Here is a 19,369-nt window from a genome sequence, read left to right as displayed (position 1 = left end):
GGGGGGATGGGCKGYCCCKTCGRCAGATGTGCAGCCTGCGTGTGCCGTGTCCGGGGAACACCGGCGCGTAGACCCGGCGCAGGCCGGCCAGGTCGAGGGGCAGGAAGTCGCAGGCGACGATGTCCTCGGCCTGCGCGGTCAGGAACGCGCGCCACGTCGGTCCGCTGCGGCGTGGGGCTGGGTCGATGCCCGCTGCGGTGAGGATCTCCCAGACCGTCGTCGAGCCGACCGGGTGTCCGAGCCGGACCAGTTCTCCTTGGATCCGTCGACCGCCCCAGCGGGGATTTTGCTGGGCGAGCTGCAGGAGCAGAGCCTTCACCGCACTCGCGGTCACCGGTCTCCCGGGCCTGCTCCGGCGCTTGCTGCAGTCCCATTTCCGGGTGATGAGCCTGCGGTGCCATGCCGGCAGCGTCGCGGGCGTCACCGGGAACACCTGCGCCCACCGGCGCCGGGGGAGCAGCGAGGACAGTGCTGCGAACCACAGCCGATCCGTTGGCTCGTATCGCACCGGACTCGTGAGCTGCCTGCGCAGCACCGCGTTCTCGTGGCGCAGCACCAGCATTTCCGCGTCCTTGGCCAGGTTCCGGCGCAGCAGCACCGCCGGAACCGCGAGCAGCTTGCGTACCACCCGATACACCAGTGAGACGATCACCCGGGCAGGGTTCCAGCAGACCGTGATGCCGCGCCAGACCCCCTCCGGGCAGCAGCGACGAGTTTTTGAACGGTACAGCACCGGCACAGGTTGCCGGACAGTGGGACAGCGTGCGGGCCGATCTGGCAGGCGGCCCGCGACGTCGCTACACGCCGGGGCGTACGGTGCCTACAGATCTTCGAGGACCTCGCGGCGCGCGGCTTCGGCCTTGCGGTTGAGGGCGTTGGTCATGCGCACGGCGGTGACGGTGAACGCGATGCCGCCGCCGACGAGCAGCGCCTGGGTGATGACGCTGACGATGCGGATGTTCTCGGTGGCGAGAGCGATGGCCAGCATGATGAATCCGCCGGTCGCCCAGGCGAACCAGATGCGGAACTTCTCGACCCTGACGGCCGTCTGGATCTCTCGGTAGTTGGCCATGGGTGTTCCCCTGCTGATGTCGGGCTTGCGGCGCGGACGTGCGGTGGGTGCGGGCTACTTGATGGTGCCGGTCCAGTTGGGATCTTCTCCGAGGAAGTCGTTGTTCTCCAGCCAGGCGTCGTCCATGCGGCTCATGGTGAACAGGACGTCCTTGCCGTCGCTCTTGGCGATGGAGTACTCGGAGGTGAAGGTGCCGGAGCGGCCGGGTGCGAGGCGGCCGGCGATCTGCTTGGAGCCGGTGTCGACGTAGAGGGATTCGGTTTGACCGCCGGTGGTGGCGCCCTGGGCGTCGTATCCGAAGTTGTCCAGGTCGTAGGGCTTCTTCGTGCCGTTGGTGAGGGAGAAAGTGACGCGGAACGGGATCCGGTCTGCATCCGGCCGGTCGTCGTACTCGCCGAAGCGGGTGATGGTGCTGATGCTGTCGACTTTCACCTTGAGGCCGTCGGTGTAGGCGAAGGTGTCGCCGACGGCGAGCTCGGTGTCCGGCTGCTCTTCGGCCTGGTCGGCCGCAGGGTCCTCGCCGACGCAGTGCTCCATCCAGTCAGCCTGCGACAGGCCGGAGTCGGGCCCGCAGTCGGGTGATTGGGAGGCTGGCGCGCCGGCGGCAGCGGTGGCGCGTTCGGCTTTGCCCTGCGACGGCTCGTCGCTGCTACAGGCGGAGAGGGTGCAGGCGAGGATAGCGGCCGTGACGAGAGCGGCCCTTCTGGTGTTCATGGTGTCTCCCAAGACGGTACTGACGCCCACCAGTGCGATGGCTGCGTGAACTTGACGGATGGTAGGTGCAGGATTTGTTCCTGATCCGTGACTATGGCAAGTGCCGCCCTTCGCTCAGGTGTTGATCATGTAACTGTCCGCCGCCGCGGGTAACGCTCACGAAGGACGCTGCGCTGAAGGAAGTGGCCCCATCTGATGGGGGTCGAGGCGCCCGCCACTCATGGGGAGGCTGCGGGCGTCAGCGGGAGGGGCAGGCCCGGATCCCCCGTGCCGGGCCTGCCCCTGCTCACGTCTATGCGAGGAACGCGCTCACGGCGAGGCCAGCCAGGGGCGTTGTCACGTTGTTGGGTGTGTGAGTGTCTGAGGGCGCGTCGGGGCGTGAGGGCCGGGTTTCGGGCCGGTGTTCAGGCTTCGGCAGGCCGGCCGACGGCGCCGGTGATCTGGCCCCAGAGGGCGCAGCGGACGGTCATCTCGGCGCGGTATCCGGTGGCGATCATCAGGTGACGGCGGGGCCGGAAGTGCGGTGAGACGCCGCTGAACGCGGACAGGAACCGCTGCGCTCCGCCGGCGGAGCAAAAGCCCTTCATCGCCCGTTCGCGCTGCCGGGTGGGCTGGTGCGAGTTCTCCGCCCGGTTGTTCAGGTACTTCGAGGTGCGGTGCTCCACCCCCGGCATGACCTGGCGGTGGGCGGCGCCGTAGGAGCGGAGCTTGTCGGTGACCAGCACCCGTGGCACCCGGCGCTGTTTCCTTATCAGCTTGGTCAGGAACCGCTTCGCAGCCTTCGCGTCGCGCCGGGACTGCACGAGGATGTCCAGCACGGTGCCGTCCTGGTCGACGGCCCGCCACAGGTAGTACCGCACCCCGTTGATCTTCACGAAGACCTCGTCCAGGTGCCACCTTTCACCGGCCCGCGGCGGCGAAGCCCGGCGGCGTACTCGGGCCCGAACCTGGCGCACCACTGCCGGACCGTCTCGTAGGAGACGATCACGCCTCGCTGGAGCAGCAGCTCCTCGACCTCCCGGAAGGAGAGCGGGAAGCGGTGGTACAGCCACACCGCGTGCGCGATGATCTCCGCCGGGTAGCGGAAGCCCTTGTACGACGGAGCTGCGGCCTCCATGCTGTCCCTTCCCGGACCCGGCAAGCCAACCCGAAGATCATCGTATCGGCAGGCCCGCAGCCAACCTGACAATGCCCTTCTCCCCGCACCTGAGCACGAAGAAGTGCCAGCGCGTCGGCGACTGGGCCGCCGCGAACAACGTCGAGATCGCCTACACCCCGACGAACTCCTCCTGGCTGAACCGCATCGAGGCCCAGTTCACCGCCCTGCGCTACTTCACCCTCGACGGCACCGACCACGCCACCCACAAGGAACAGGGCAGCATGATCCGCCGCTACATCATCTGGCGAAACCGCCACACCCACGACCGGCGCCTACGCGCTGTCGTCGACAGGGCAAACGTTGCCTGATGCGGCAGTAGGTGCCGGGTCAGAGCTGCGAGCACGGCGCGGTCCGGCCAGGTGAGGCGCGGCCGGACGCCGAGTCGGCGGCGCAGCACCGCGACCTCGTGGCGCAGCGCGACCAGTTCAACGTTCTTGGCCTCCTCCGACCGCGACAACAGCAGGAACAGTCCGAGAAGCCTCAGGAAGACCAGGCAGAGCACGCGCAACGCCATGCAGCCCGACCCTGTCATGATCGAGCGGGGCTGCAAAGTGCCTGTTCAAAGGCTATGCGTTACTTCTGGCACCCCATAGGCTGGCCGAACTAGACTTGGAATACGTCGAGTTCTGCGACCGCACCGGAACACCCCGGCGTTCCACTGTGCGGGGTGAACTCGCCTGGACCGCGTAACAGGCCGAACGGCGTCGGCGCGGAGAGACCGACGAAAACTGCACCGAGGCGTACAACCCATTCCGCCAGGGCCGCTGACCGTTCAGGAAACTGAACGCCGTAGCGGTCACCCCTGCTCGGATACTCCCCGAACCCCCCACTGCTCCAGACGTACGGCGTGCACCCGCTCGTCGAAGAACGCCAGGGCCTCGGCACGGCGTTCCAGAACCTCGTCGGGGGTGTGGGGGCTCTCGCTGTTCATGGGCCCCACCATGGCAGCCGTCCGCCGGCCACCGTCGCGCCCTCCGTGGCCAACTGGGGACCGAGGCTCCTCAGGACTTCCACTGTTGCGTTGCCTGCTGCTTCGCCGCAGGTCACTGACCGCGCGGAGCGTGACCACCGACGACAACCTGCCGCCCCGGGCTCTGGAAGATCGTGAAAGCCTGGTACTTCGGCGCCGCCGCCTGACGGACACTGCCGCCTCATCCTCCGGTGCGAGTGAACCTCCCCCACCGTCTGATGTTCCGTCACTCGGGGCGCGGAAGAGTCGTCTCCGCAATCGATCAACAGATGGGAAGACGCATGAGCAGGAGCACAGCACGGCCGATCGCCCGCCAACGGCTGCGCCGGGCAGCGGCCGTCCTCGGCACGGCGGTCCTGACGGCGACGGCCGTACCCGCCGTGGCCGCGCCCGTACCGACGGGCACGGAGCCCGGGCTGGACCGGGCAGCCCTGGAGAGCACACTCGACGCGGTCCACGAGGCAGGCATGTACGGCCTCTACTCGTCGGTGCGCGTCGGCGGGTTCACCTGGAAGGGGGAGGCCGGAATCGCCGACGTGAGCACCGGGAGCCCGATGGACGCCGACATGCGGCACCGGGTCGGCAGTGTCACCAAGACCTTCGTCGCCGTCGCGGTGCTCCAGCAGGTCGAAGCCGGGCGCATCGGGCTGGACGACCCGGTCGGCGACCACCTGCCGCAGCTGCTTCCCGGTGAGCGGGGCCGCACCGTCACGGTGCGGATGCTGCTCAACCACACCAGCGGCATCGGCGAGTACCTCCCGGCGGCCTTCCCGTCCCTCCAGAAGAAGTCGCCGAAGAGCCTGGACGACAACCGGTTCCGCACCTTCAGCCCCGAGGAACTCGTCCGGTACGGCCTGGAGGCCCCGCTGACCGGCGAGCCGGGGCAGAAGTGGTCCTACTCCAACACCAACTACATCATCGCCGGCCTGCTGCTGGAGAAGATCACGAGCACCGTCGGCGAGGAATGGATCACGCAGCACGTGATCCGGAAGGCGGGCCTGCGGCACACCTTCTTCCCCCGCACCCCCGTCGTGCCCGGCCCGCACTCCAAGGCCTACGAGTCGCTCTACGGAGCCATCGAATCGCCGCGCGACTACAGCGTCTACAGCGCCTCCGCGTTCGGCACGGCGGGCGCCCTGGTCTCGACCATGGACGACCTCAACCGCTTCTACCGCCTGCTGTTCCAGGGCAGGCTGCTGGGCGCCGAGCAGCTCGCCGAGATGCAGCGCACCGTGCCGGTCGTCGGCGAACAGGGCGACATTCCGATTTACTACGGCCTCGGCATCTCGGCCGTCGACCTGCCCTGCGGCCGGTTCTGGGGCCACAACGGATCGGTGTTCGGGTCCGGCACCCAGGCGCTGAGCAGCGCGGACGGCCAGCATCAGGTCGCTTTCGGGATCAACCTGACAAAGTACAACGAACTCGGCGAGAACGGCGTCCCCAAGCCGCATCCGATCGACACCGCCCTCGACAGGCACATGGTCCAGGCCCTGTGCCCCACCGTCGGGAGCGAATCCTCGACCACCACCAAGGCAGCGCCGTCCCCCTCCATCGCCCAGTCCCTGCGGACCGGCCGGACGTAGTGTGCACATCCCGCGAGTTCGCCGTGCCCCTCGGTTCCTCGACATGGGGCCTGACCAGGCGCCTCGTCGCTCTCGGCCTGCGCGTCCGTGCAGGGATCATGATGGTTCTTCAGGAATCCCGAAGGTCCATCATGATCTATGCGGGTCCCTCGCTCCCGCCTGCCGGGCTGACCTGCGGCAAGGGGAGATGAAAGCCAGGACGAACCCGCGGGATGTCGCGTATCAGCGTGTTGTTGATCTGCAAGCCCTTACCGCGCCGAGATGACCACCCGCTTCGCCATCCGGGACCAGCTCACCGGCGCGACCGTCCCGCCCACCGCAGCGTGCCCCAGGCCCCGCCCGACCCCTCCACGCCCTCAACCGGTCAACACCCCACCAACGTGCCAACGCCCGGTGGGCTGCTCGCAGTAGGAGAAGCCGAACTTCTCGTACAGCTTCCTGGCGGGCAGGAAGAACTCTGCCGTGCCGGTCTCCGGGCTCAGCCTCGTGAAACCCAGGTGCTTGGCCTCGGTGATACTGGCGGAGGGGCGCACCTGGCGCAACGGAGCCTCAGTCCGGATGGGTGAGCAGCCGTCGGCGCACGGCCTCGACGACCGCCTCCGGCTGGTCCGAGAGGTAGAAGTGGCCGCCGGGGAAGGTCAGCAGCTGGAAGGGACCCGTGGTCCACTTCTCCCACCCCCGAGCCTCCTCGGCGGTCAACTCCGTGTCGGCGGCCCCGACGAGCGCGGTCAGCGGGCAGGGCGCCGGGCCATCGGGGTTCGCGGCGTAGGTCTCGATGAGCCGGTAGTCGCCGCGTACCGCGGGCAGCACCAGCTGCCGCACCTCGGCCATGGTCAGGACGTCCCGGGAGGTGCCGCCGAGCCGGATCAGCTCGGCGGACAGGGCATCGTCGTCCAGGAGGTGCGCAGTGCCGCCGCGGTGGTGCTGTGGCGCCTCCCGCGCGGACATGAAGAGGTGCTCCGGCGCCCGGTGCCCGCGCTTCAGCAGCCACAGGACCAGTTCGTGCGCGACCGTGGCCCCCATGCTGTGCCCGAATGCCGCCCACGGCCGGTCCAGCAGGGGCCCCACGGCCTGGCCCAGCCCCGCCACCAGCTCGGAGAGCGCAGTGGGCAGCGGCTCGTCCAGCCGGTCCTCACGCCCCGGCGGGCAGACAAGCACCGGCTCGATCGCGGGCGGCAGCAAGTCTTTCCAACGGCGGTAGAGCGCGGTCGAGCCACCGGCGTGCGGCAGGCACAGCAGCCGGATGGCCGGATCCGGACGAGGGCGGGGACGGCGCAGCCAGGGAGTGGCGAAGTGGGTCACGGTCACGGTCCCGTTCTCTCGTGGGGCTCGCCCGGTGTCGGGTTCGGCGGTTTCGGCTGGCCCGGATTCCCGGGGCCGCTGCCCTGGGCGGTTGTCACCTTCTTCGCTATCGCCCGCAGGATGTCGTGGCGGATCACGCCGCTGCCCGCGCGCATGAAGCCCCAGTAGAGGGTGAAGGCACGGCGCGTGGCGGGATCGGTGTTCAGGACCCGGGTCTCGGTGGACAAGAGGGTGCCGTCGCGCTCAGGAGTGAGGCGGAAGTTCATCACGACCTTGGACCAGCCCGGTTCGTCGAACTGCGCGAAGGCCACCGGATCGCCGCGTTCGATGTCCGGGCGTGAGGGGCGCAGGGCGGCATAGCGGGCGATGTCGCCGAGGATCACCTCGTGCGGCGGGTCGACGGCCATCTCGCGGGGGGCCATGGAGTCCAGGACGCGCAGGTCCATCCCGTCATGGGCGCCGGCGTCCACGCCCTTCACCCATGCGGTGGGGCCGCCGCGCACCCGCATCAGGCCCAGGGTCACTGCGAGGTCGCCCGCGCGTAGGTCCATGAGTTCGTGCCAGACCCGCTCGGGCGGGGCGGCGATCCAGCGGCTGTGGTGTTCATGCTTGTCATAGGTCGGCAGGAGCCGTTCCAGCGTCCAGTGCATCGCTTGTCCTCGTGGTGTCCTGGCTCTGCAGGGCCAGCAGGTCGTGTTTGCGTTCCACGTACGACAGCGCCGACAGCAAGTCCGAGCTGCCGACGGAGTGGTCGCGTTCGCCGCCGGTGATGCCCCGGATGGGCATCGAGCCGACGGAGGCCCATCGCAGCCGTCCCGCCTCGTCGATGTAGCCGCGGGCACGTCCGCGGTTGTCGGAGTGCAGGCAGTACGGCACGTCGAGATAGCCCTTGGCGAAGGCGCGCAGCAGGGCCTGGCCGACGTCCGGGTGGAGGTCGAGTACGGCCTCGATGAGCTGCCGGGCCTCGGCGGCGATGCCGGTGTCTGGGGGCGGGTCCGGGGGCGGGTCCGCGCCGTCGGCCGCCGCCGCGACGGCGGCCGCGTACTCCAGGGCCTCGACGTTCTCCTCGATGGTGGGGATGCGGTGCGCTTCGGCCGGGGTTTTGACGATGAGCCGGGTGGCGCCCGTGCGGACGGCGAGTTCGGCGGCCTCGCGCAGCAGCAGGAGGGCGCCGCCGCGGGTTCGCGGGTACTTGCCCATGTACGTGTACACCACGATGTGCCAGTCGGTGTCGTCCGGAAGGAAGGCGGTGGCCAGCGACCGCAGCGCGGCCACCGCCTCCTCGTCCTGCCGGACGTCGGTTTGCTGGGCGTAGCTGAGCGAGACGCTGCGCAGCCCGTGCTGGTGGAAGAAGAGCGCCTCCAGCACGGTGATGGCGATGAGCAGGCCGGGCGGGCACAGCTGGCCCATCATGCAGCCGCCGAAACTCTCCAGATGCGGCTCGATGCCCCGGTCCCTGAGCTCGGCGAACCGGCGGCAGGAGCGTGCCCAACTCGCGGTCGCCTCTCGCAGCGGAACCCGGCCGTAGGGCAGGCAGTACGAGACGGGTCCTCCCTCGGTGGCGTCCAGGCCGGTCTCGACGAGGGCGGCGATGATGTCGTCGGGGACCGCGGAGCCGTGTCTGACCTGGACGGGCAGGTCGGGCCCCTGGACGCCGTCGAGGACGGCGCGGGTGACGGCCCGGCCGTGTGTGACGAGGGGGTAGCCGTTGAGCGGGGTGCCGTCGGCGAGCGCGCGCCCGGCCGAGGCGTAGTCCTTGACCCTGGTGTAGCTGTCGAGGGTGAGGGTGGCGACGGTGGCCGCGCGCGCCTGACGCACGGCCAGGAGCCCCGCCCTCATCTGCCGGGGGTCGCTGAAGCCCATGCGGGGTTGGACGAGCAGGCCCGCAGAGCGTCGGAGGGCGGCGAGCCCGGCGAAGGAGCCGGTGACGCTCATGAGGTGGCGACCTGCCGGCGCGGCCTGGCACGGTCCAGGGAGGCCAGGAACCTGCCCAGGGCTGCCGGTTCGGCGTCGTCCGCGAACACGGCGCTGAAGCCGGCGGAGATGAGCCGGTGCGCCGTGTCCTCCTGGGCTCCCCCGGTGATGCCCAGCTTTCCGCCGATCACCACCGGGGTGTGCCTCGTCTCCGGCCGGTTTCGCATCTTGCCGATCAGCCGGTGGCCGTCCACCTGCCCATGACCGTTGACCGTACTGATCACCACCAGGTCGGGACGAATCACGGAGCATTCCTCGATCAGCAGTTCGTCCGGTACGCACGCGCCGAGGTTGACGACGTGGTGACCCATCTCCTCCAACAGCAGCTGCAGGAAGACGAGGTTCCATGTGTGGGAGTCCGAGGACACGCTGCTGAGCAGTACGGTGCGGCCGCGCGGGGTGACGGCGGCGGTAACGGGATGCATGAGCATGGGATCTCTCCTGGCCTCAGCCGCAGCCGCCCGCGGAGTCCGAGTCGTAGGCGCCGACCCGGTCGAGCAGTGCGGCCGGCACCTGGTCCGCGTCGGGCTCGGCGGGTTCGGTCATGGGCACGCCGGCTTTCTTCAGGGCGGGGATCAGCTCGTCGAGGAAGGCGTCGACCCGGTCCAGGCCCCAGAAGCGGTGACGTCCGACCTTGAAGTACGGGATGCCGAACACGTCGTCGTCGTAGGCGGCGGCGAGGGCGTCCACCCCTTCGGCGCGCAGTTCGGCGTCGTCGACGGCAGCCACCATCTCGTCGCCGTCGAACCCGGCCGCCTCGGCGATGCGGTGCAGCACCCGGGGGTCGCAGATGTTCTCGCCGCGCTCCCAGCGGGCCTCGGTCACGGCCTTGTAGAAGTCGCGCTCACGGCCGAGGTGACGCGCCTTCAGCCAGGCCAGGTGCGGCACCTCCCACCACGGGTCGATGTCCACGGGCCAGGCCATCTTGTAGCCGAAGCGGGCAGAGAGCCGCTTGGTGTCCTGAAGGATGTACAGATGCTTGGCCTTGCTCATCTGGGTGTAGTGGAAGCCGGAGTCGCGATCCTCGAGCGCGGCGCGCGTCTTGTCGTCCGGGTCCCAGTACGGGTAGTACTCGATGACCTCGGGGGCCTGCGGGAAGCGTTCCTCGAGCCGTTTGAGGCCCATCCAGCTGAACGGGCTGCGCAGGTTGAAGTACAGGCGGGGCGGCCGCTTCATCGGGTGCCTCCCAGCAGTGCGGCGCGGGCGGTGTCGTCGAACTCGGCGAGTGAGCCGGCCTGTTCGCCGCGGCTGACGGCGTAGCCGTGCATGATGCTTCCGGTGGCAGTGTGCACCAGCCGTCCGTCCCGGTGGACGTAGGTGTCGAAGGCGGCGGTGTACATCACGTCCTTGATGATTTCCTGGACGGTGAACACGGTGTGCAGGGTCTCCTCCATGAAGGCGTCGGCGAGCATGTGCACGCGGGCCCGGGACACCACGGGGATCCAGCCGCGCTCGTCGAGCATGGTGCGGATGGAGATGCCGCGGTCGTCCAGGAAGCGGTCCACGACCTCCTCCATGGCCCGGACGTAGCCGGAGTGCTGGAGCCGGTCGGAGAAGTGGCAGTAGAAGTACGGGATCCGCCAGGACCACAGGAACGCGTTGGAGTCGGGCGGGGTGAGGACAGCTTCCAGGTCGCCCTCGGCGACGGTCTGGGGTTCGTGGCCGGCGGCGTCCGCGAGCGCGGCCACTTCGGGGACGACGTACGGCTCCAGGTGGGCGGGGACGGGCCGGACGTCGGCCGGGGCGTCCTTGAGGGTGACCAGGGCGACCCGGATCTTGCCGGTGAGGACGGTGACGGTCTCCCCGTCCCGCTGCACGGTCAGCCTGACCTTGAACGGGGCGCCGTGGCCGGGCTTGGGCCGGCCCGGTTCCACGACGGCGGTCACCTCGTCGTCGATGCCGAGCGTGGCGGGCAGGCTCACCGAGTGGTCGACGATCTCCAGGCCGAGACCGTAAGTGTGGTAGAGCGTCTCCGCGCCCACCCCGCGCTCGCGGAAGTACTGGAGGATCGCCTCCTCCGTCAAATACATGAAGTGCTTGAAGCCGATCCAGGTGCGGATGTTGGCGCCCTCGTAGCGGGGTCGGCCCACGGGGGTGGTGAGGGTGCCGTCGAGCAGCTCGGTCATGAGTGGTTCCTTTTGTGATGAGAAGGGTGGTGAAAGAAGTGGTGAGATCGGTGTGTCGGTCAGGAAGGCGGTGATGTCCGCACCGACGTCGGCGGTCTGCTCGGCGTGGCAGAAGTGCGTGTAGTGCGGGTGTCTGCGGACCGTCGCCGCGGGCATGGCGGTGGCCAGGGCAGCAGCGCGGTCCTCGGACAGGGACGTGTCGTTCTCGCCCGCCAGAACGAGGGTCGGCACGGTGACTGCGCCGAGGTCCAGCTCGGTGGTGCCGGTGAACTGGAGGAATAGGCTGAGGAATCCGACGGGGCCGATCCGCTCGACCGTGGTGTCGGCCATGGCGGCCAGCACGTCGGGGTCCAGACGCCGGGCTCGCTCCCCCAGCCCGACCCGTACGCCGTCGGTGATGATCTGGCGGAAGCCCGCCAGCGCCGCCTCGTACAGGGGCCAGTCCACCGTGAGGGTCTCGGGGCGGAAGAACGGGGCGAGGAGCACCGCGGCGCGCGGCTGGGGTGCGCCGCCCGGGGTGGCCAGGTGTTCCAGGACGGCGTTGGCGCCGAAGGAGTGGCCGATCAGGATGTCGACGGGCTCGGGAACCAAGGCGAGTGCTTCGCGCAGCCAGTGCGCGGGAGTGCCGTGGTGCCGCCAGCGGTAGTGGTTGCCGGCGCGCCAGGGCAGGTCGAGCGCATAGGCGCGGCAGCGGCCGGCGAGCTGTCCGGCCAGTGGCTGCCATCCGGTCCAGTGGCCCTCGAGCCCGTGGACCATGGCCACCACGGGCGCGGCCGGGTGCGGTGCCGGGGAGGTCGTCCCCAGCACCGCCAGCCGTTCGCACGCTGTGCGGGTTTCGGCCACCGGTGTCCACCCGTCCGGAGGGGTCGCCGGGCGGGTGCCGCTCTGCTTCGCCATGTCAGCGGGCTCCCGCGAGGATGGGGCTGCCTGCCGGGTCGAGACGTACCGAGGCGTAGCCGTCCTCGCCGTCACCGCAGGTGATCAGCGCTCCGCCCGGCTCGGGCCGCTGCCCGGCGGACAGCAAGGCGGCGGCCACGGCGAGCTGAACCACGCCGAGCGCTCCGTAGACCTCGCCCAGATACGCGGTGAGGTCGATGCCGCCGGTGTCCGCGGCGCCGGGGGCGGTCAGCCGGAGTGGGGTGGGCGCCGCGGGATCCTCGGCGATGTCGTCCGGCCGCGTGTGGCGGCGTACGTCCCCAAGGCGCGGTCCCTCCCCGCCGGAATCCAGCACGACGCACGCGGCGGCCGGACGGAGCGGGGCGGCGGTCGCCGGCGCGCCGGGTGCGTCCGGGCCGAGGGCGGCTAGGCCGCGGGCCGTGTCGTCACCGGGTTCGACGCCGACCACAACGACCCGCTGGGCGCGCTCGCCGCGCAGCAGCAGGGCGCCCAGCCGGATGGCGTCCAGGCCGGAGGTGGCGCCGGAACACACCATCAGATTCGGTCCGGTGAAGCCATAGCGGATCGCGATCGTGCTGGCGATCACATTACTGGAGGCGTTGGGGCCGTTCAGCGGGCTGACGTCGTGTGCGGAGCCTGCGCGCATCCCGGTCACGATGTCGCGGACGGTCTGCGCGTTGCCGAAGTTGGAGCTGACGACGACCGCGGTGTGCTCCGCTCCGGGGAGCGGCTCGGTGAGTCTGCCCGGGGGCAGTCCGAAGGCGCGGTGGACCGCGCACAGCGCCAGCCGGGTCGAGTCCTCCTTGAACAGCAGCCCCTTGCGGCCGAGCACGGTGTGCGCCTCATCCGGGCCGCAGGCGGGGTCCGGGGCCACGGAGGAGAACAGGTCCCGTGCCGTCGCGGTGGCGGCTGTGTCGGCCGGTGCGCCGGCCGGGTCGGGCACATGGAGGGCGTGCGCGGTGACGGTCACGCCGCCTTGGTCTATGGTCATCGGTCCACCCTGATCACGCTGACGGCGTTGACTCCGCCGAATCCAAAGGCATTGACCTGGGCCACCCGCGCTTCGCAGGGGGCGGGTTCACCGATCACTAGCCGCAGCCCGGCGGCCGCCTCGATCGGCTTGGTCAGTCCCACCGTCGCGGGCACCGAGCCGGAGCGCATCGCCTCGACGGCGACGAGGAGGCTCATCAGTGCCGCGCTGCCGGAGGTGTGCCCGATGGCACCCTTGATGCCCGTCACCACCGGCCCCGGCGCGGCGCCGGCGAACACCGTGTCCAGTGCGGCGGCCTCGGTCGGGTCGTTGAGTGCGGTGCCGGTGCCGTGGGCGAGGACCAGGCCGATGTCCTGCGGGGTGACACCGGCCCGGCGGTGCGCGTCGCGCATGGCGGCGACGATGCCGCCGACGTCCGGGGCGGTCTCGTGGTGGGCGTCGCAGGACAGCCCAGTGCCCAGAACGGTGGCGAGCGCACTAGGCCCCGCGTCGGCGGCGCGCCGCAGCACGACCGCGACGGCACCTTCGCCCAGCAGGACACCGGCGCGGCCCTCCTGGAAGGGCTGGAGCGCGGGTGTGGGGGCGTCCGCCACGCGGCCGATCATGGTGAGCATGGATTCGCTCATCGCGTCGCAGCCCGCCGCCACGACCGCGTCGGCCTCACCGGCCGCGAGCAGGTCCTGGGCGAGCGCGAGGGCGTGTCCGGACGCGGAGCAGGCGTTGGACACCGTGATCACCTCGCTGGCCTCGGGCAGCACCTCGCGTACCGCGGTGGTGAAGTGCAGTTCCCGGCGGCGCACCGGGACGCCGTCCAGGGCCCAGCGCTCCACGGCCCGCAGCTCGCGCAACCCGGTGCCGACGATGACGGAGACTCGCTCGCGGGCCGGGTCCACCCCGGCCTTGCGGACGGCGCCGAGCACGCAGCGGGCGAGCCAGCGCCCGGCCCGCAGCGGAAGTTCGTCCCCGTCGTCGCCCACCTCGTCGTCCACGTGGTAGCCGCGGGTGACGTTGATGCGGTCGGTGTCGTAGAACCGCAGCGCCCGGCTACCGTCGACGCCCTTGGTCAGGGCGGCGTAGGTGGCGTCGGTGCCGCCGTGGCAGGTGAGCAGGTCAGCCCCGGTGATCGCCACGTGCACGGTGCCACCCCCTCAGTACGGCCGCGCTGACACCGCCGTCGGGGGAGACCGAGGTCACCACGGACACCGCGCCGTCCAGCTCCGGGTGGCCGCGGTGGCCGGCCAGCACGGCGGCGATCTGGAGTGAGCCGGAGGCACTGTGGCATTCGCCGACCCACTGCTTGGCCCGCACCCGCCACACTTCGGTGCCCAGCGCGGCGTCGGTGCCACGGCGTTCGATGTCGTCCAGGCGGGCGATCCCGCTCTCTCCGGTGGCGACCGCCCGCACCTGGGACGGCTCCACCCCGGCGCGGGCCAGCGCGCGGCGGATGCAATCGGCGAGCCCGGCGCCGGCGTCGGGTTCCCGGCCGGGGGCGCCGTAGGTGCCGACCTCGACGGCCAGGACCTCGGCGTCGGGGTGGCGCCCTTGGGCCCGGACCGTCGCCGCGTCCTCGACGACGAAGACGGCGGAGCCCTCTCCGAGTCTGGCCCGGCCCTCCTCGGCGGAGTGCAGGCGGTGGTCGAACCAGGCCGTGTGCGGGCTGAACTCCTCCACGGAGCCGACGAGCAGGGCGTCGGCGTAGCCGCGCCGGATCTGGTTGCGTGCGTAGCGCAGGGTGCTCAGCCCGGCGAGCTGTCCGCCGGCGACGGTGGCGTTGACGCCCTTGAGCTTGTGCCAGATCGCGGACTGTCCGGCGGCGCAGTTCATCACGGTGTTGGGGAACAGCACCGGATTGACCAGGTAGGGCCGGTCGTTCTCCAGGGTCTCGCGGCTGTAGTCACTGGTGGCCTTGATGCTGCCGGCAGTGGTGCCCAGGACGATGCCGACGCGGTCGCGGTTGTCATCCGTGACGGTCAGGTCGGTGTCGTCGAGTGCGAGAGTGCAGCCCAGCAGCCCGAGTGCGGTGCTGCGGTCGAAGAAGCTGGTGCCCTTGCGGCCGAGATGGTCGCGGATCTTGAAGTCGGGCATCGCGAACGCCTGGTCCTCGGGCAGTTCCTCGTCGAACATGCCGGTGACGTCGCGCAGTCCGCTGCGGCCTTCGCGGAGGGCGGCGGTGAACTCGTCGGCGCCGATGGCCAGGGAGGAGACGACGCCCCAGCCGGTGATGGCCAGGGTGGTGCCGCGGGCGTCCCGGGGAGCGGAGCCGGTGGTGTTGTCCGGGGTGAGGGCAGCGGTGACGTTCATGCGACCTGTCCGAGGATGGTGATGGCGTTGTTGCCGCCGAAGGCGAAGCCGTTGTTCTGCACGATCTTGAGGCGTGCCGGGCGGCTTTCGTTCGGCACGGGGTCGATGGCGGGCAGTGCGGGGTCGGGAGTGCGGTAGTTGGTGGTCGGGGGCAGGAAGCCCTCGTCGATGGCGAGCGCGCAGGCGATCGCGCCGAATCCGCTGGCGGCGCCCATGGTGTGGCCGAGCATGGACTTGATGGAGCTGATCGGCGGGGGCTGGTCACCGAAGACCTCGACGGCGGCCTGGGCCTCCATGGCGTCGTTCGCCGGGGTGCCGGTGCCGTGGGCGCAGATGTAGTCGACGTCGGCGGGGGTGATGCCGGCGTTGCTGTGGGCCCGGCGCATGCACGCGGCGATGCTGACCGGGTCGGGGGCGACCATGTGGTTGGCGTCGCAGTTGAGGCCGTAGCCGAGCACCTCGGCGTAGATGTGTGCGCCGCGTTCGGTGGCCGACTCCAGGGTCTCCAGGAAGAGGGCGGCTCCGCCCTCGCCGGTGAGGATGCCGGAACGGTCCTTGTCGAAGGGTGAGCAGACCTCCTTGGTGAGCGCGCCGAGCCGGTAGAAACCGGCGTGGGCCCAGCGGCACACCGAGTCCGCGCCTCCGGCGATCATGTAGTCGGCGTCGCCGGTGACGATCTGGTCGTAGGCGTAGCCCAGCGCGTAGTTGCTGGCCGAGCAGGCCGTGGACAGGGTCACGGCCTCTCCGGTGAGGCCGAGCTCCTGGTTGACGGCGGCGGCCAGCCGGGCGGCGGGAACCTGGGCGGCGTAGGCAGGGCTGACGCCGGACAGCCCGCCGTCCACCCACTCGGCGGTCAGTGCCTCGATGACCTGGGACTCACCGCTGGTGGTGCCGATGCTGGAGCCGGCGGCGGCGCCGGCCAGCGTCTCCTCGTCGAGTCCGGCGTCCTCGACGGCCAGTCGTGCGGCCGCGGCCGCGAACAGGCTGGTGCGGCCCCACTCGGAGGGCGAGAGGGTGCGCAGCAGTGCGTGGGGTTCGAAGTCCGTTACCTCACCGGCCATGTAGTGGGGGAAGCCGCTGGAATCGAAGCTGGATATGGCGGAGATGCCGCTGGCGCCGTCGCGCAGCCCCTGGCCGAACGCCTTGACGCCGATGCCGATGCTGGAGACGGGACCGAGCCCGGTGATGACGACTCGTCGGTTCATGGTGATCAGTCCTGCCAGCCGGCCTGCGCGGCCACGACGTCGTAGACGGCCTTGAGGTTGCCCATCTCGGGCAGCGCGGACTGCGGGATGTCGATCTTGTACTTCTTCTCGATCCTGGCGAGGATCTCGATGGCCCGGAGCGAGTCCGCCTCGTACTCGTCCACGAACGAACCGGTCTCGGTGATCTCCTCCGGCTCGACCTCGAGCACCTCGGCGACGATCTCGCGCAGCTCGTCCAGGTGCTGGTCACGGGCTTCAGACATGGGTGTTCTCCTGAGTGTGGCTGGAACGGGAGCCGGTGATGACCGGCCTTTGAGATGGAAGTAGGGCGGATCAGGTGGCGTCGTCAGCGGTGAGCCCATCGCGTACGACAGCGAGGACCGAGCCGAGGGTGGCGATACGGCGATCGCCCACCCAGATCTCCCCGCGCATGAAGGCGTTGTCGCCGATGATGCGGTCGATCTCGACGACGTGGCGCAGCACGTCGCCCGGGTAGGCGCTGCCGGTGATCGTCACCTCGCGGGCGGAGCCGAAGATGAGGGTGCCCTCACGCTGTTCGCCCTGCGCGGCGGCGGAGTACAGCCACAGCACGGCGCCGCTCTGCCCGAACGACTCGACGAGCAGGGAGGCCGGGTAGGCGTAGGCGGACGCGGGAAGGTCCTCGTCCATTCCCGCGTAGCAGGGTTCGCTGCCGGTCACGGTCTTGGTGGCGACGATGCGCGCCCCGGGCTCGATCTCCAGGACACGGTCCACGAGCAGGACGGGGTGACGGTGCGGCAGGATGCGCCGGATGTCGGCGTGTTCAAGCGTGGTCATCGTCATCCGTCCGGTCGATGCGCAGTTCCAGGGTCATCCGGGCGGACAGGGCGCCGTCCGCGCGGTGGCAGCGGACCTTGGCCCGGACCGCCAGAGGTGTGCCGCCCTGTTCGGTCAGGTCGCAGCCGATGCGCACGGTGTCCCCCGGCAGGAGCGGAGCCGCGAAGCTGATCGAGGTGATGGCGGTCAGTTCGGCGACCGTGCCCGGACCGTGCCGCTGCGTGGCCCAGTGGCGGATGGCCTGATGGGCGGATTCGAGGGTGAAGACGCCCGGGTAGATGGTGAAGTCCGGGTAGTGGCCGGCCAGATAGGGGTCGTCGGCGACGATCCGCTTGACCGCCTCCACCCGCCCGCCCTCCAGGGTGTCCGCGAGGTCCGTGATGTCGACGGTGTCGACCGCGATCAGCGGGGCGGCGAAGGGGCGGCTCACAGAACGATGCCTCCGTCGACCTGGAGGATCTGTCCAGTGATGTAGCCGGCCCGGTCGGAGACCAGGAACGACACCAGGTCGGCCACGTCCTCGGTGGTGCCGAAGCGGCCCAGCGGTACGAGGTCCAGCGCTTGGGCGCGCATCTTGTCGCTGAGGCCTGCGGTCATGTCGGTCTCGATGAAGCCGGGGGCGACGACGTTGACCCGTATGCCGTACGGGGCGAGTTCCTTGGCGAGGGACTTGCTCATGCCGTTGATCCCCGCCTTGGCGGCAGAGTAGTTGGTCTGCGCCCTGTTGCCGTAGATGCCGGCCACCGAGGACATGTTGACGATGACGCCCTGCTTGCGCTTCATGAAGCCGAACGCCATCGACCGGCAGAAGTTGAAGACGCCGGTCAGGCTGGCGTCGATGACGGCCTTCCAGTCCTCCACTGGCATGAGCACGAGCGGGTTGTCGCGGACGATGCCGGCCGAGTTGACGAGGGTGTCCAGCGGGCCGAGTTCGGCCTCGGCCTCCTTGATGAAGGACTGGACGGCCTCGAAGTCCGCGACATCACAAGGGGCGTGGAAGCAGCGCACGCCCAACGCGCGGATCTTCTCAGCGGTCTCCTCGGCCCGGTCCTTCTCGCTGCGGTAGCAGAACGCGATGTCCGCGCCGTCCTGGGCGAGACGGAGGGCGACGCTCGCGCCGATACCGCGCGATCCCCCCGTGACAAGGGCACGGCGTTGCGTGGACATGGGAAATCACCTCGTGTGCTTCGGGTGTGGAAGTGGGTCAGTGGTGGTGCGGGGACGGCCGGGGAGTTCACCGGCGGCGGGGGTTCACCATCGGGTGGTCTCGCCGAAGAACCCCTCGATGGCGGTGGTTTCCTTGTCCTCGAGGGCCGCGTGGTACACAAACGCGCCGACGGCGAGGTCGAGGACGCCGAGGCCGAAGGGCGAGAAGATGACGGGCCGGTCGCGCAGCACCCGGCGCCGGCCGCGGATCATGTCCGCGAGGGTGCCGTTGATGAAGTCGCGGTGGCCGAACTTCTGCTCGGCCAGATGGGGCGAGGTGTTCGCGGTGAGGCAGTGGTCGATGTCGTCCAGGATGTTGTACGAGTCCGCAATGATCTCGGGACCGATGTCCCGCAGCGAGATGTTGAGGACGAGCTGGCCGGGTGCGAAGGTGCCCGGCCGGGTGAGATGGGGCTCCGCGGCGGTGGTGGCGAGCACCACCAGATCCGCTTCCGCGATCGCCTTGTCCCGGTCAGGAGCGGTACGTGCCTCGCGCCCGAGGGTGCCGGACACGTACGCGGTGAGCGACTCAGCGTAGCGCGGATCTTGATCGTGCACCAGCACCTCGTCGATCTGCCAGTCGCGGTCGACAAAGAACTCCAGGATGTTGCGGGCGATGACACCCGCGCCGATCACCAGGAGCCGCCGGGCGCTGCGGGCGGCGCTGAACGTCTCGGCGGCGAGCACGGCGGAGGCCGCGGTGCGGGCCGCGCTGATCTGGGCAGCCTCGAGACAGGCGAACGGGTAGCCGGTCTCGTAGTCGTTGAGCAGCAGGACGGCCGAGGCGCGCGGCACCGAGCGCTGGATGTTGGCGGGGAAGCTCGCTATCCACTTGATGCCGGCGACCGAGTGCCGGCCGCCCAGATAGGCGGGCAGGGCGATGATACGACTGTCAGGCTTATCGGGAAAGCGCAGGAAGTAGCTGTTGGGGTTGACCGAGTCACCCAGGTCATGGGTGAGGTAGGTGTCCCGTACCTCGTCGACGATCCTCGACCGGGACCGGCCGATGACGCGGCGGGCGGTTTCGCCGCTGACGACATGGAAGTCGAACAT

General features: G+C 70.0%; 20 protein-coding genes and 3 pseudogenes. 2 read left to right on the top strand and 21 right to left on the bottom strand.

What is annotated here, in order from left to right; genetic code table 11:
• The 4 genes and pseudogenes from DIZ27_RS34120 to DIZ27_RS34105 form a co-directional block, all read right to left on the bottom strand.
• Positions 1-652, bottom strand: a pseudogene (locus DIZ27_RS34120) (helix-turn-helix domain-containing protein); the annotation flags it as partial.
• Positions 653-820: 168 nt separating this feature from the next.
• Positions 821-1,072: a hypothetical protein gene (locus DIZ27_RS34115; RefSeq protein ID WP_109382280.1), complete on the bottom strand. Its 252-nt coding sequence runs from the start codon at positions 1,070-1,072 to the stop codon at positions 821-823.
• A gap of 54 nt (positions 1,073-1,126) precedes the next feature.
• A complete protein-coding gene (locus tag DIZ27_RS34110) occupies positions 1,127-1,786 on the bottom strand; it encodes a hypothetical protein (protein ID WP_146229045.1) in 660 nt (219 codons plus the stop codon).
• 404 nt (positions 1,787-2,190) lie between these two features.
• Positions 2,191-2,903: pseudogene (locus DIZ27_RS34105) on the bottom strand (IS6 family transposase).
• A gap of 77 nt (positions 2,904-2,980) precedes the next feature.
• Here DIZ27_RS34105 and DIZ27_RS34100 point away from each other — a divergent pair.
• A pseudogene (locus tag DIZ27_RS34100) lies at positions 2,981-3,253 on the top strand (IS630 family transposase); the annotation flags it as partial.
• Positions 3,254-3,741: 488 nt separating this feature from the next.
• On the opposite strand, the gene DIZ27_RS47705 reads toward DIZ27_RS34100, so the two are convergent.
• A complete protein-coding gene (locus DIZ27_RS47705; protein ID WP_258308668.1) occupies positions 3,742-3,876 on the bottom strand; it encodes a hypothetical protein in 135 nt (44 codons plus the stop codon).
• A 320-nt stretch (positions 3,877-4,196) separates the two neighbouring features.
• Between DIZ27_RS47705 and DIZ27_RS34095 the strand changes: the two genes are divergently transcribed.
• Complete coding sequence (locus DIZ27_RS34095) at positions 4,197-5,498, top strand: serine hydrolase (protein ID WP_109382278.1); 1,302 nt, start codon at positions 4,197-4,199, stop codon at positions 5,496-5,498.
• A gap of 356 nt (positions 5,499-5,854) precedes the next feature.
• On the opposite strand, the gene DIZ27_RS34090 is transcribed toward DIZ27_RS34095, so the two are convergent.
• The 16 genes from DIZ27_RS34090 to sbnB all read right to left on the bottom strand — a co-directional run bounded on the left by DIZ27_RS34090 (position 5,855) and on the right by sbnB (position 19,369).
• A complete protein-coding gene (locus tag DIZ27_RS34090; RefSeq protein WP_109382277.1) occupies positions 5,855-6,040 on the bottom strand; it encodes a hypothetical protein in 186 nt (61 codons plus the stop codon).
• A gap of 7 nt (positions 6,041-6,047) precedes the next feature.
• A complete protein-coding gene (locus tag DIZ27_RS34085) occupies positions 6,048-6,806 on the bottom strand; it encodes a thioesterase II family protein (protein ID WP_258308667.1) in 759 nt (252 codons plus the stop codon).
• Positions 6,803-7,450 (bottom strand): hypothetical protein, encoded by a 648-nt coding sequence (locus tag DIZ27_RS34080; protein WP_109382276.1) that lies wholly within the window; start codon positions 7,448-7,450, stop codon positions 6,803-6,805. Before DIZ27_RS34080 ends, DIZ27_RS34085 begins: the two co-directional genes overlap by 4 nt.
• Complete coding sequence (locus DIZ27_RS34075) at positions 7,413-8,735, bottom strand: methylaspartate mutase (RefSeq protein WP_109382275.1); 1,323 nt, start codon at positions 8,733-8,735, stop codon at positions 7,413-7,415. The genes DIZ27_RS34080 and DIZ27_RS34075 overlap by 38 nt, the downstream gene beginning before the upstream one ends.
• The gene (locus tag DIZ27_RS34070; RefSeq protein ID WP_109382274.1) at positions 8,732-9,205 is read right to left on the bottom strand and encodes a cobalamin B12-binding domain-containing protein; all 474 of its coding nucleotides are present in this window, start codon (positions 9,203-9,205) and stop codon (positions 8,732-8,734) included. Before DIZ27_RS34070 ends, DIZ27_RS34075 begins: the two co-directional genes overlap by 4 nt.
• 16 nt (positions 9,206-9,221) lie before the next feature.
• The gene (locus DIZ27_RS34065; protein WP_109382273.1) at positions 9,222-9,950 is read right to left on the bottom strand and encodes a 2-hydroxychromene-2-carboxylate isomerase; all 729 of its coding nucleotides are present in this window, start codon (positions 9,948-9,950) and stop codon (positions 9,222-9,224) included.
• Positions 9,947-11,797 (bottom strand): alpha/beta fold hydrolase, encoded by a 1,851-nt coding sequence (locus DIZ27_RS34060; RefSeq protein ID WP_109382272.1) that lies wholly within the window; start codon positions 11,795-11,797, stop codon positions 9,947-9,949. The genes DIZ27_RS34065 and DIZ27_RS34060 overlap by 4 nt, the downstream gene beginning before the upstream one ends.
• Before the next feature lies 1 nt (position 11,798).
• Positions 11,799-12,788, bottom strand: a complete 990-nt coding sequence (locus tag DIZ27_RS34055; RefSeq protein ID WP_109382271.1) for a beta-ketoacyl synthase N-terminal-like domain-containing protein — start codon at positions 12,786-12,788, stop codon at positions 11,799-11,801.
• On the bottom strand, positions 12,785-13,924 hold the full coding sequence (locus DIZ27_RS34050; RefSeq protein ID WP_109382270.1) for a beta-ketoacyl synthase N-terminal-like domain-containing protein: 1,140 nt from the start codon (positions 13,922-13,924) through the stop codon (positions 12,785-12,787). Before DIZ27_RS34050 ends, DIZ27_RS34055 begins: the two co-directional genes overlap by 4 nt.
• On the bottom strand, positions 13,899-15,089 hold the full coding sequence (locus DIZ27_RS34045; protein WP_109382269.1) for a beta-ketoacyl synthase N-terminal-like domain-containing protein: 1,191 nt from the start codon (positions 15,087-15,089) through the stop codon (positions 13,899-13,901). The genes DIZ27_RS34050 and DIZ27_RS34045 overlap by 26 nt, the downstream gene beginning before the upstream one ends.
• Positions 15,086-16,294, bottom strand: a complete 1,209-nt coding sequence (locus DIZ27_RS34040; RefSeq protein WP_109382268.1) for a beta-ketoacyl synthase — start codon at positions 16,292-16,294, stop codon at positions 15,086-15,088. The genes DIZ27_RS34045 and DIZ27_RS34040 overlap by 4 nt, the downstream gene beginning before the upstream one ends.
• Before the next feature lie 5 nt (positions 16,295-16,299).
• Complete coding sequence (locus tag DIZ27_RS34035; RefSeq protein ID WP_109382261.1) at positions 16,300-16,557, bottom strand: acyl carrier protein; 258 nt, start codon at positions 16,555-16,557, stop codon at positions 16,300-16,302.
• A gap of 70 nt (positions 16,558-16,627) precedes the next feature.
• Positions 16,628-17,110: a 3-hydroxyacyl-ACP dehydratase FabZ family protein gene (locus DIZ27_RS34030; protein ID WP_109382267.1), complete on the bottom strand. Its 483-nt coding sequence runs from the start codon at positions 17,108-17,110 to the stop codon at positions 16,628-16,630.
• Positions 17,097-17,540, bottom strand: a complete 444-nt coding sequence (locus tag DIZ27_RS34025) for a 3-hydroxyacyl-ACP dehydratase FabZ family protein (RefSeq protein WP_109382266.1) — start codon at positions 17,538-17,540, stop codon at positions 17,097-17,099. Before DIZ27_RS34025 ends, DIZ27_RS34030 begins: the two co-directional genes overlap by 14 nt.
• Complete coding sequence (gene fabG / locus DIZ27_RS34020) at positions 17,537-18,277, bottom strand: 3-oxoacyl-[acyl-carrier-protein] reductase (RefSeq protein ID WP_109382265.1); 741 nt, start codon at positions 18,275-18,277, stop codon at positions 17,537-17,539. Before fabG ends, DIZ27_RS34025 begins: the two co-directional genes overlap by 4 nt.
• An 84-nt stretch (positions 18,278-18,361) precedes the next feature.
• Entirely contained in the window at positions 18,362-19,369 is a 1,008-nt protein-coding gene (gene sbnB / locus DIZ27_RS34015) for a 2,3-diaminopropionate biosynthesis protein SbnB (RefSeq protein WP_109382264.1), read from the bottom strand.

The organism is Streptomyces sp. NWU339, from assembly GCF_003143855.1.
In the GTDB taxonomy this organism is placed as follows: domain Bacteria; phylum Actinomycetota; class Actinomycetes; order Streptomycetales; family Streptomycetaceae; genus Streptomyces.
This window is presented reverse-complemented; position numbering and strand designations above follow the sequence as displayed.

What these genes read in the sequence shown, in the direction of transcription:
- DIZ27_RS34115 (WP_109382280.1), bottom strand. Translation starts at nt 1,072, where the DNA reads ATGGCCAACTACCGAGAGATCCAGACGGCCGTCAGGGTCGAGAAGTTC.
- DIZ27_RS34110 (WP_146229045.1), bottom strand. Translation starts at nt 1,786, where the DNA reads ATGAACACCAGAAGGGCCGCTCTCGTCACGGCCGCTATCCTCGCCTGC.
- DIZ27_RS47705 (WP_258308668.1), bottom strand. Translation starts at nt 3,876, where the DNA reads ATGAACAGCGAGAGCCCCCACACCCCCGACGAGGTTCTGGAACGCCGT.
- DIZ27_RS34095 (WP_109382278.1), top strand. Translation starts at nt 4,197, where the DNA reads ATGAGCAGGAGCACAGCACGGCCGATCGCCCGCCAACGGCTGCGCCGG.
- DIZ27_RS34080 (WP_109382276.1), bottom strand. Translation starts at nt 7,450, where the DNA reads ATGCACTGGACGCTGGAACGGCTCCTGCCGACCTATGACAAGCATGAA.
- DIZ27_RS34075 (WP_109382275.1), bottom strand. Translation starts at nt 8,735, where the DNA reads ATGAGCGTCACCGGCTCCTTCGCCGGGCTCGCCGCCCTCCGACGCTCT.
- DIZ27_RS34070 (WP_109382274.1), bottom strand. Translation starts at nt 9,205, where the DNA reads ATGCTCATGCATCCCGTTACCGCCGCCGTCACCCCGCGCGGCCGCACC.
- DIZ27_RS34065 (WP_109382273.1), bottom strand. Translation starts at nt 9,950, where the DNA reads ATGAAGCGGCCGCCCCGCCTGTACTTCAACCTGCGCAGCCCGTTCAGC.
- DIZ27_RS34060 (WP_109382272.1), bottom strand. Translation starts at nt 11,797, where the DNA reads ATGGCGAAGCAGAGCGGCACCCGCCCGGCGACCCCTCCGGACGGGTGG.
- DIZ27_RS34055 (WP_109382271.1), bottom strand. Translation starts at nt 12,788, where the DNA reads ATGACCATAGACCAAGGCGGCGTGACCGTCACCGCGCACGCCCTCCAT.
- DIZ27_RS34045 (WP_109382269.1), bottom strand. Translation starts at nt 15,089, where the DNA reads ATGAACGTCACCGCTGCCCTCACCCCGGACAACACCACCGGCTCCGCT.
- DIZ27_RS34040 (WP_109382268.1), bottom strand. Translation starts at nt 16,294, where the DNA reads ATGAACCGACGAGTCGTCATCACCGGGCTCGGTCCCGTCTCCAGCATC.
- DIZ27_RS34035 (WP_109382261.1), bottom strand. Translation starts at nt 16,557, where the DNA reads ATGTCTGAAGCCCGTGACCAGCACCTGGACGAGCTGCGCGAGATCGTC.
- DIZ27_RS34030 (WP_109382267.1), bottom strand. Translation starts at nt 17,110, where the DNA reads ATGACCACGCTTGAACACGCCGACATCCGGCGCATCCTGCCGCACCGT.
- fabG (WP_109382265.1), bottom strand. Translation starts at nt 18,277, where the DNA reads ATGTCCACGCAACGCCGTGCCCTTGTCACGGGGGGATCGCGCGGTATC.
- sbnB (WP_109382264.1), bottom strand. Translation starts at nt 19,369, where the DNA reads ATGTTCGACTTCCATGTCGTCAGCGGCGAAACCGCCCGCCGCGTCATC.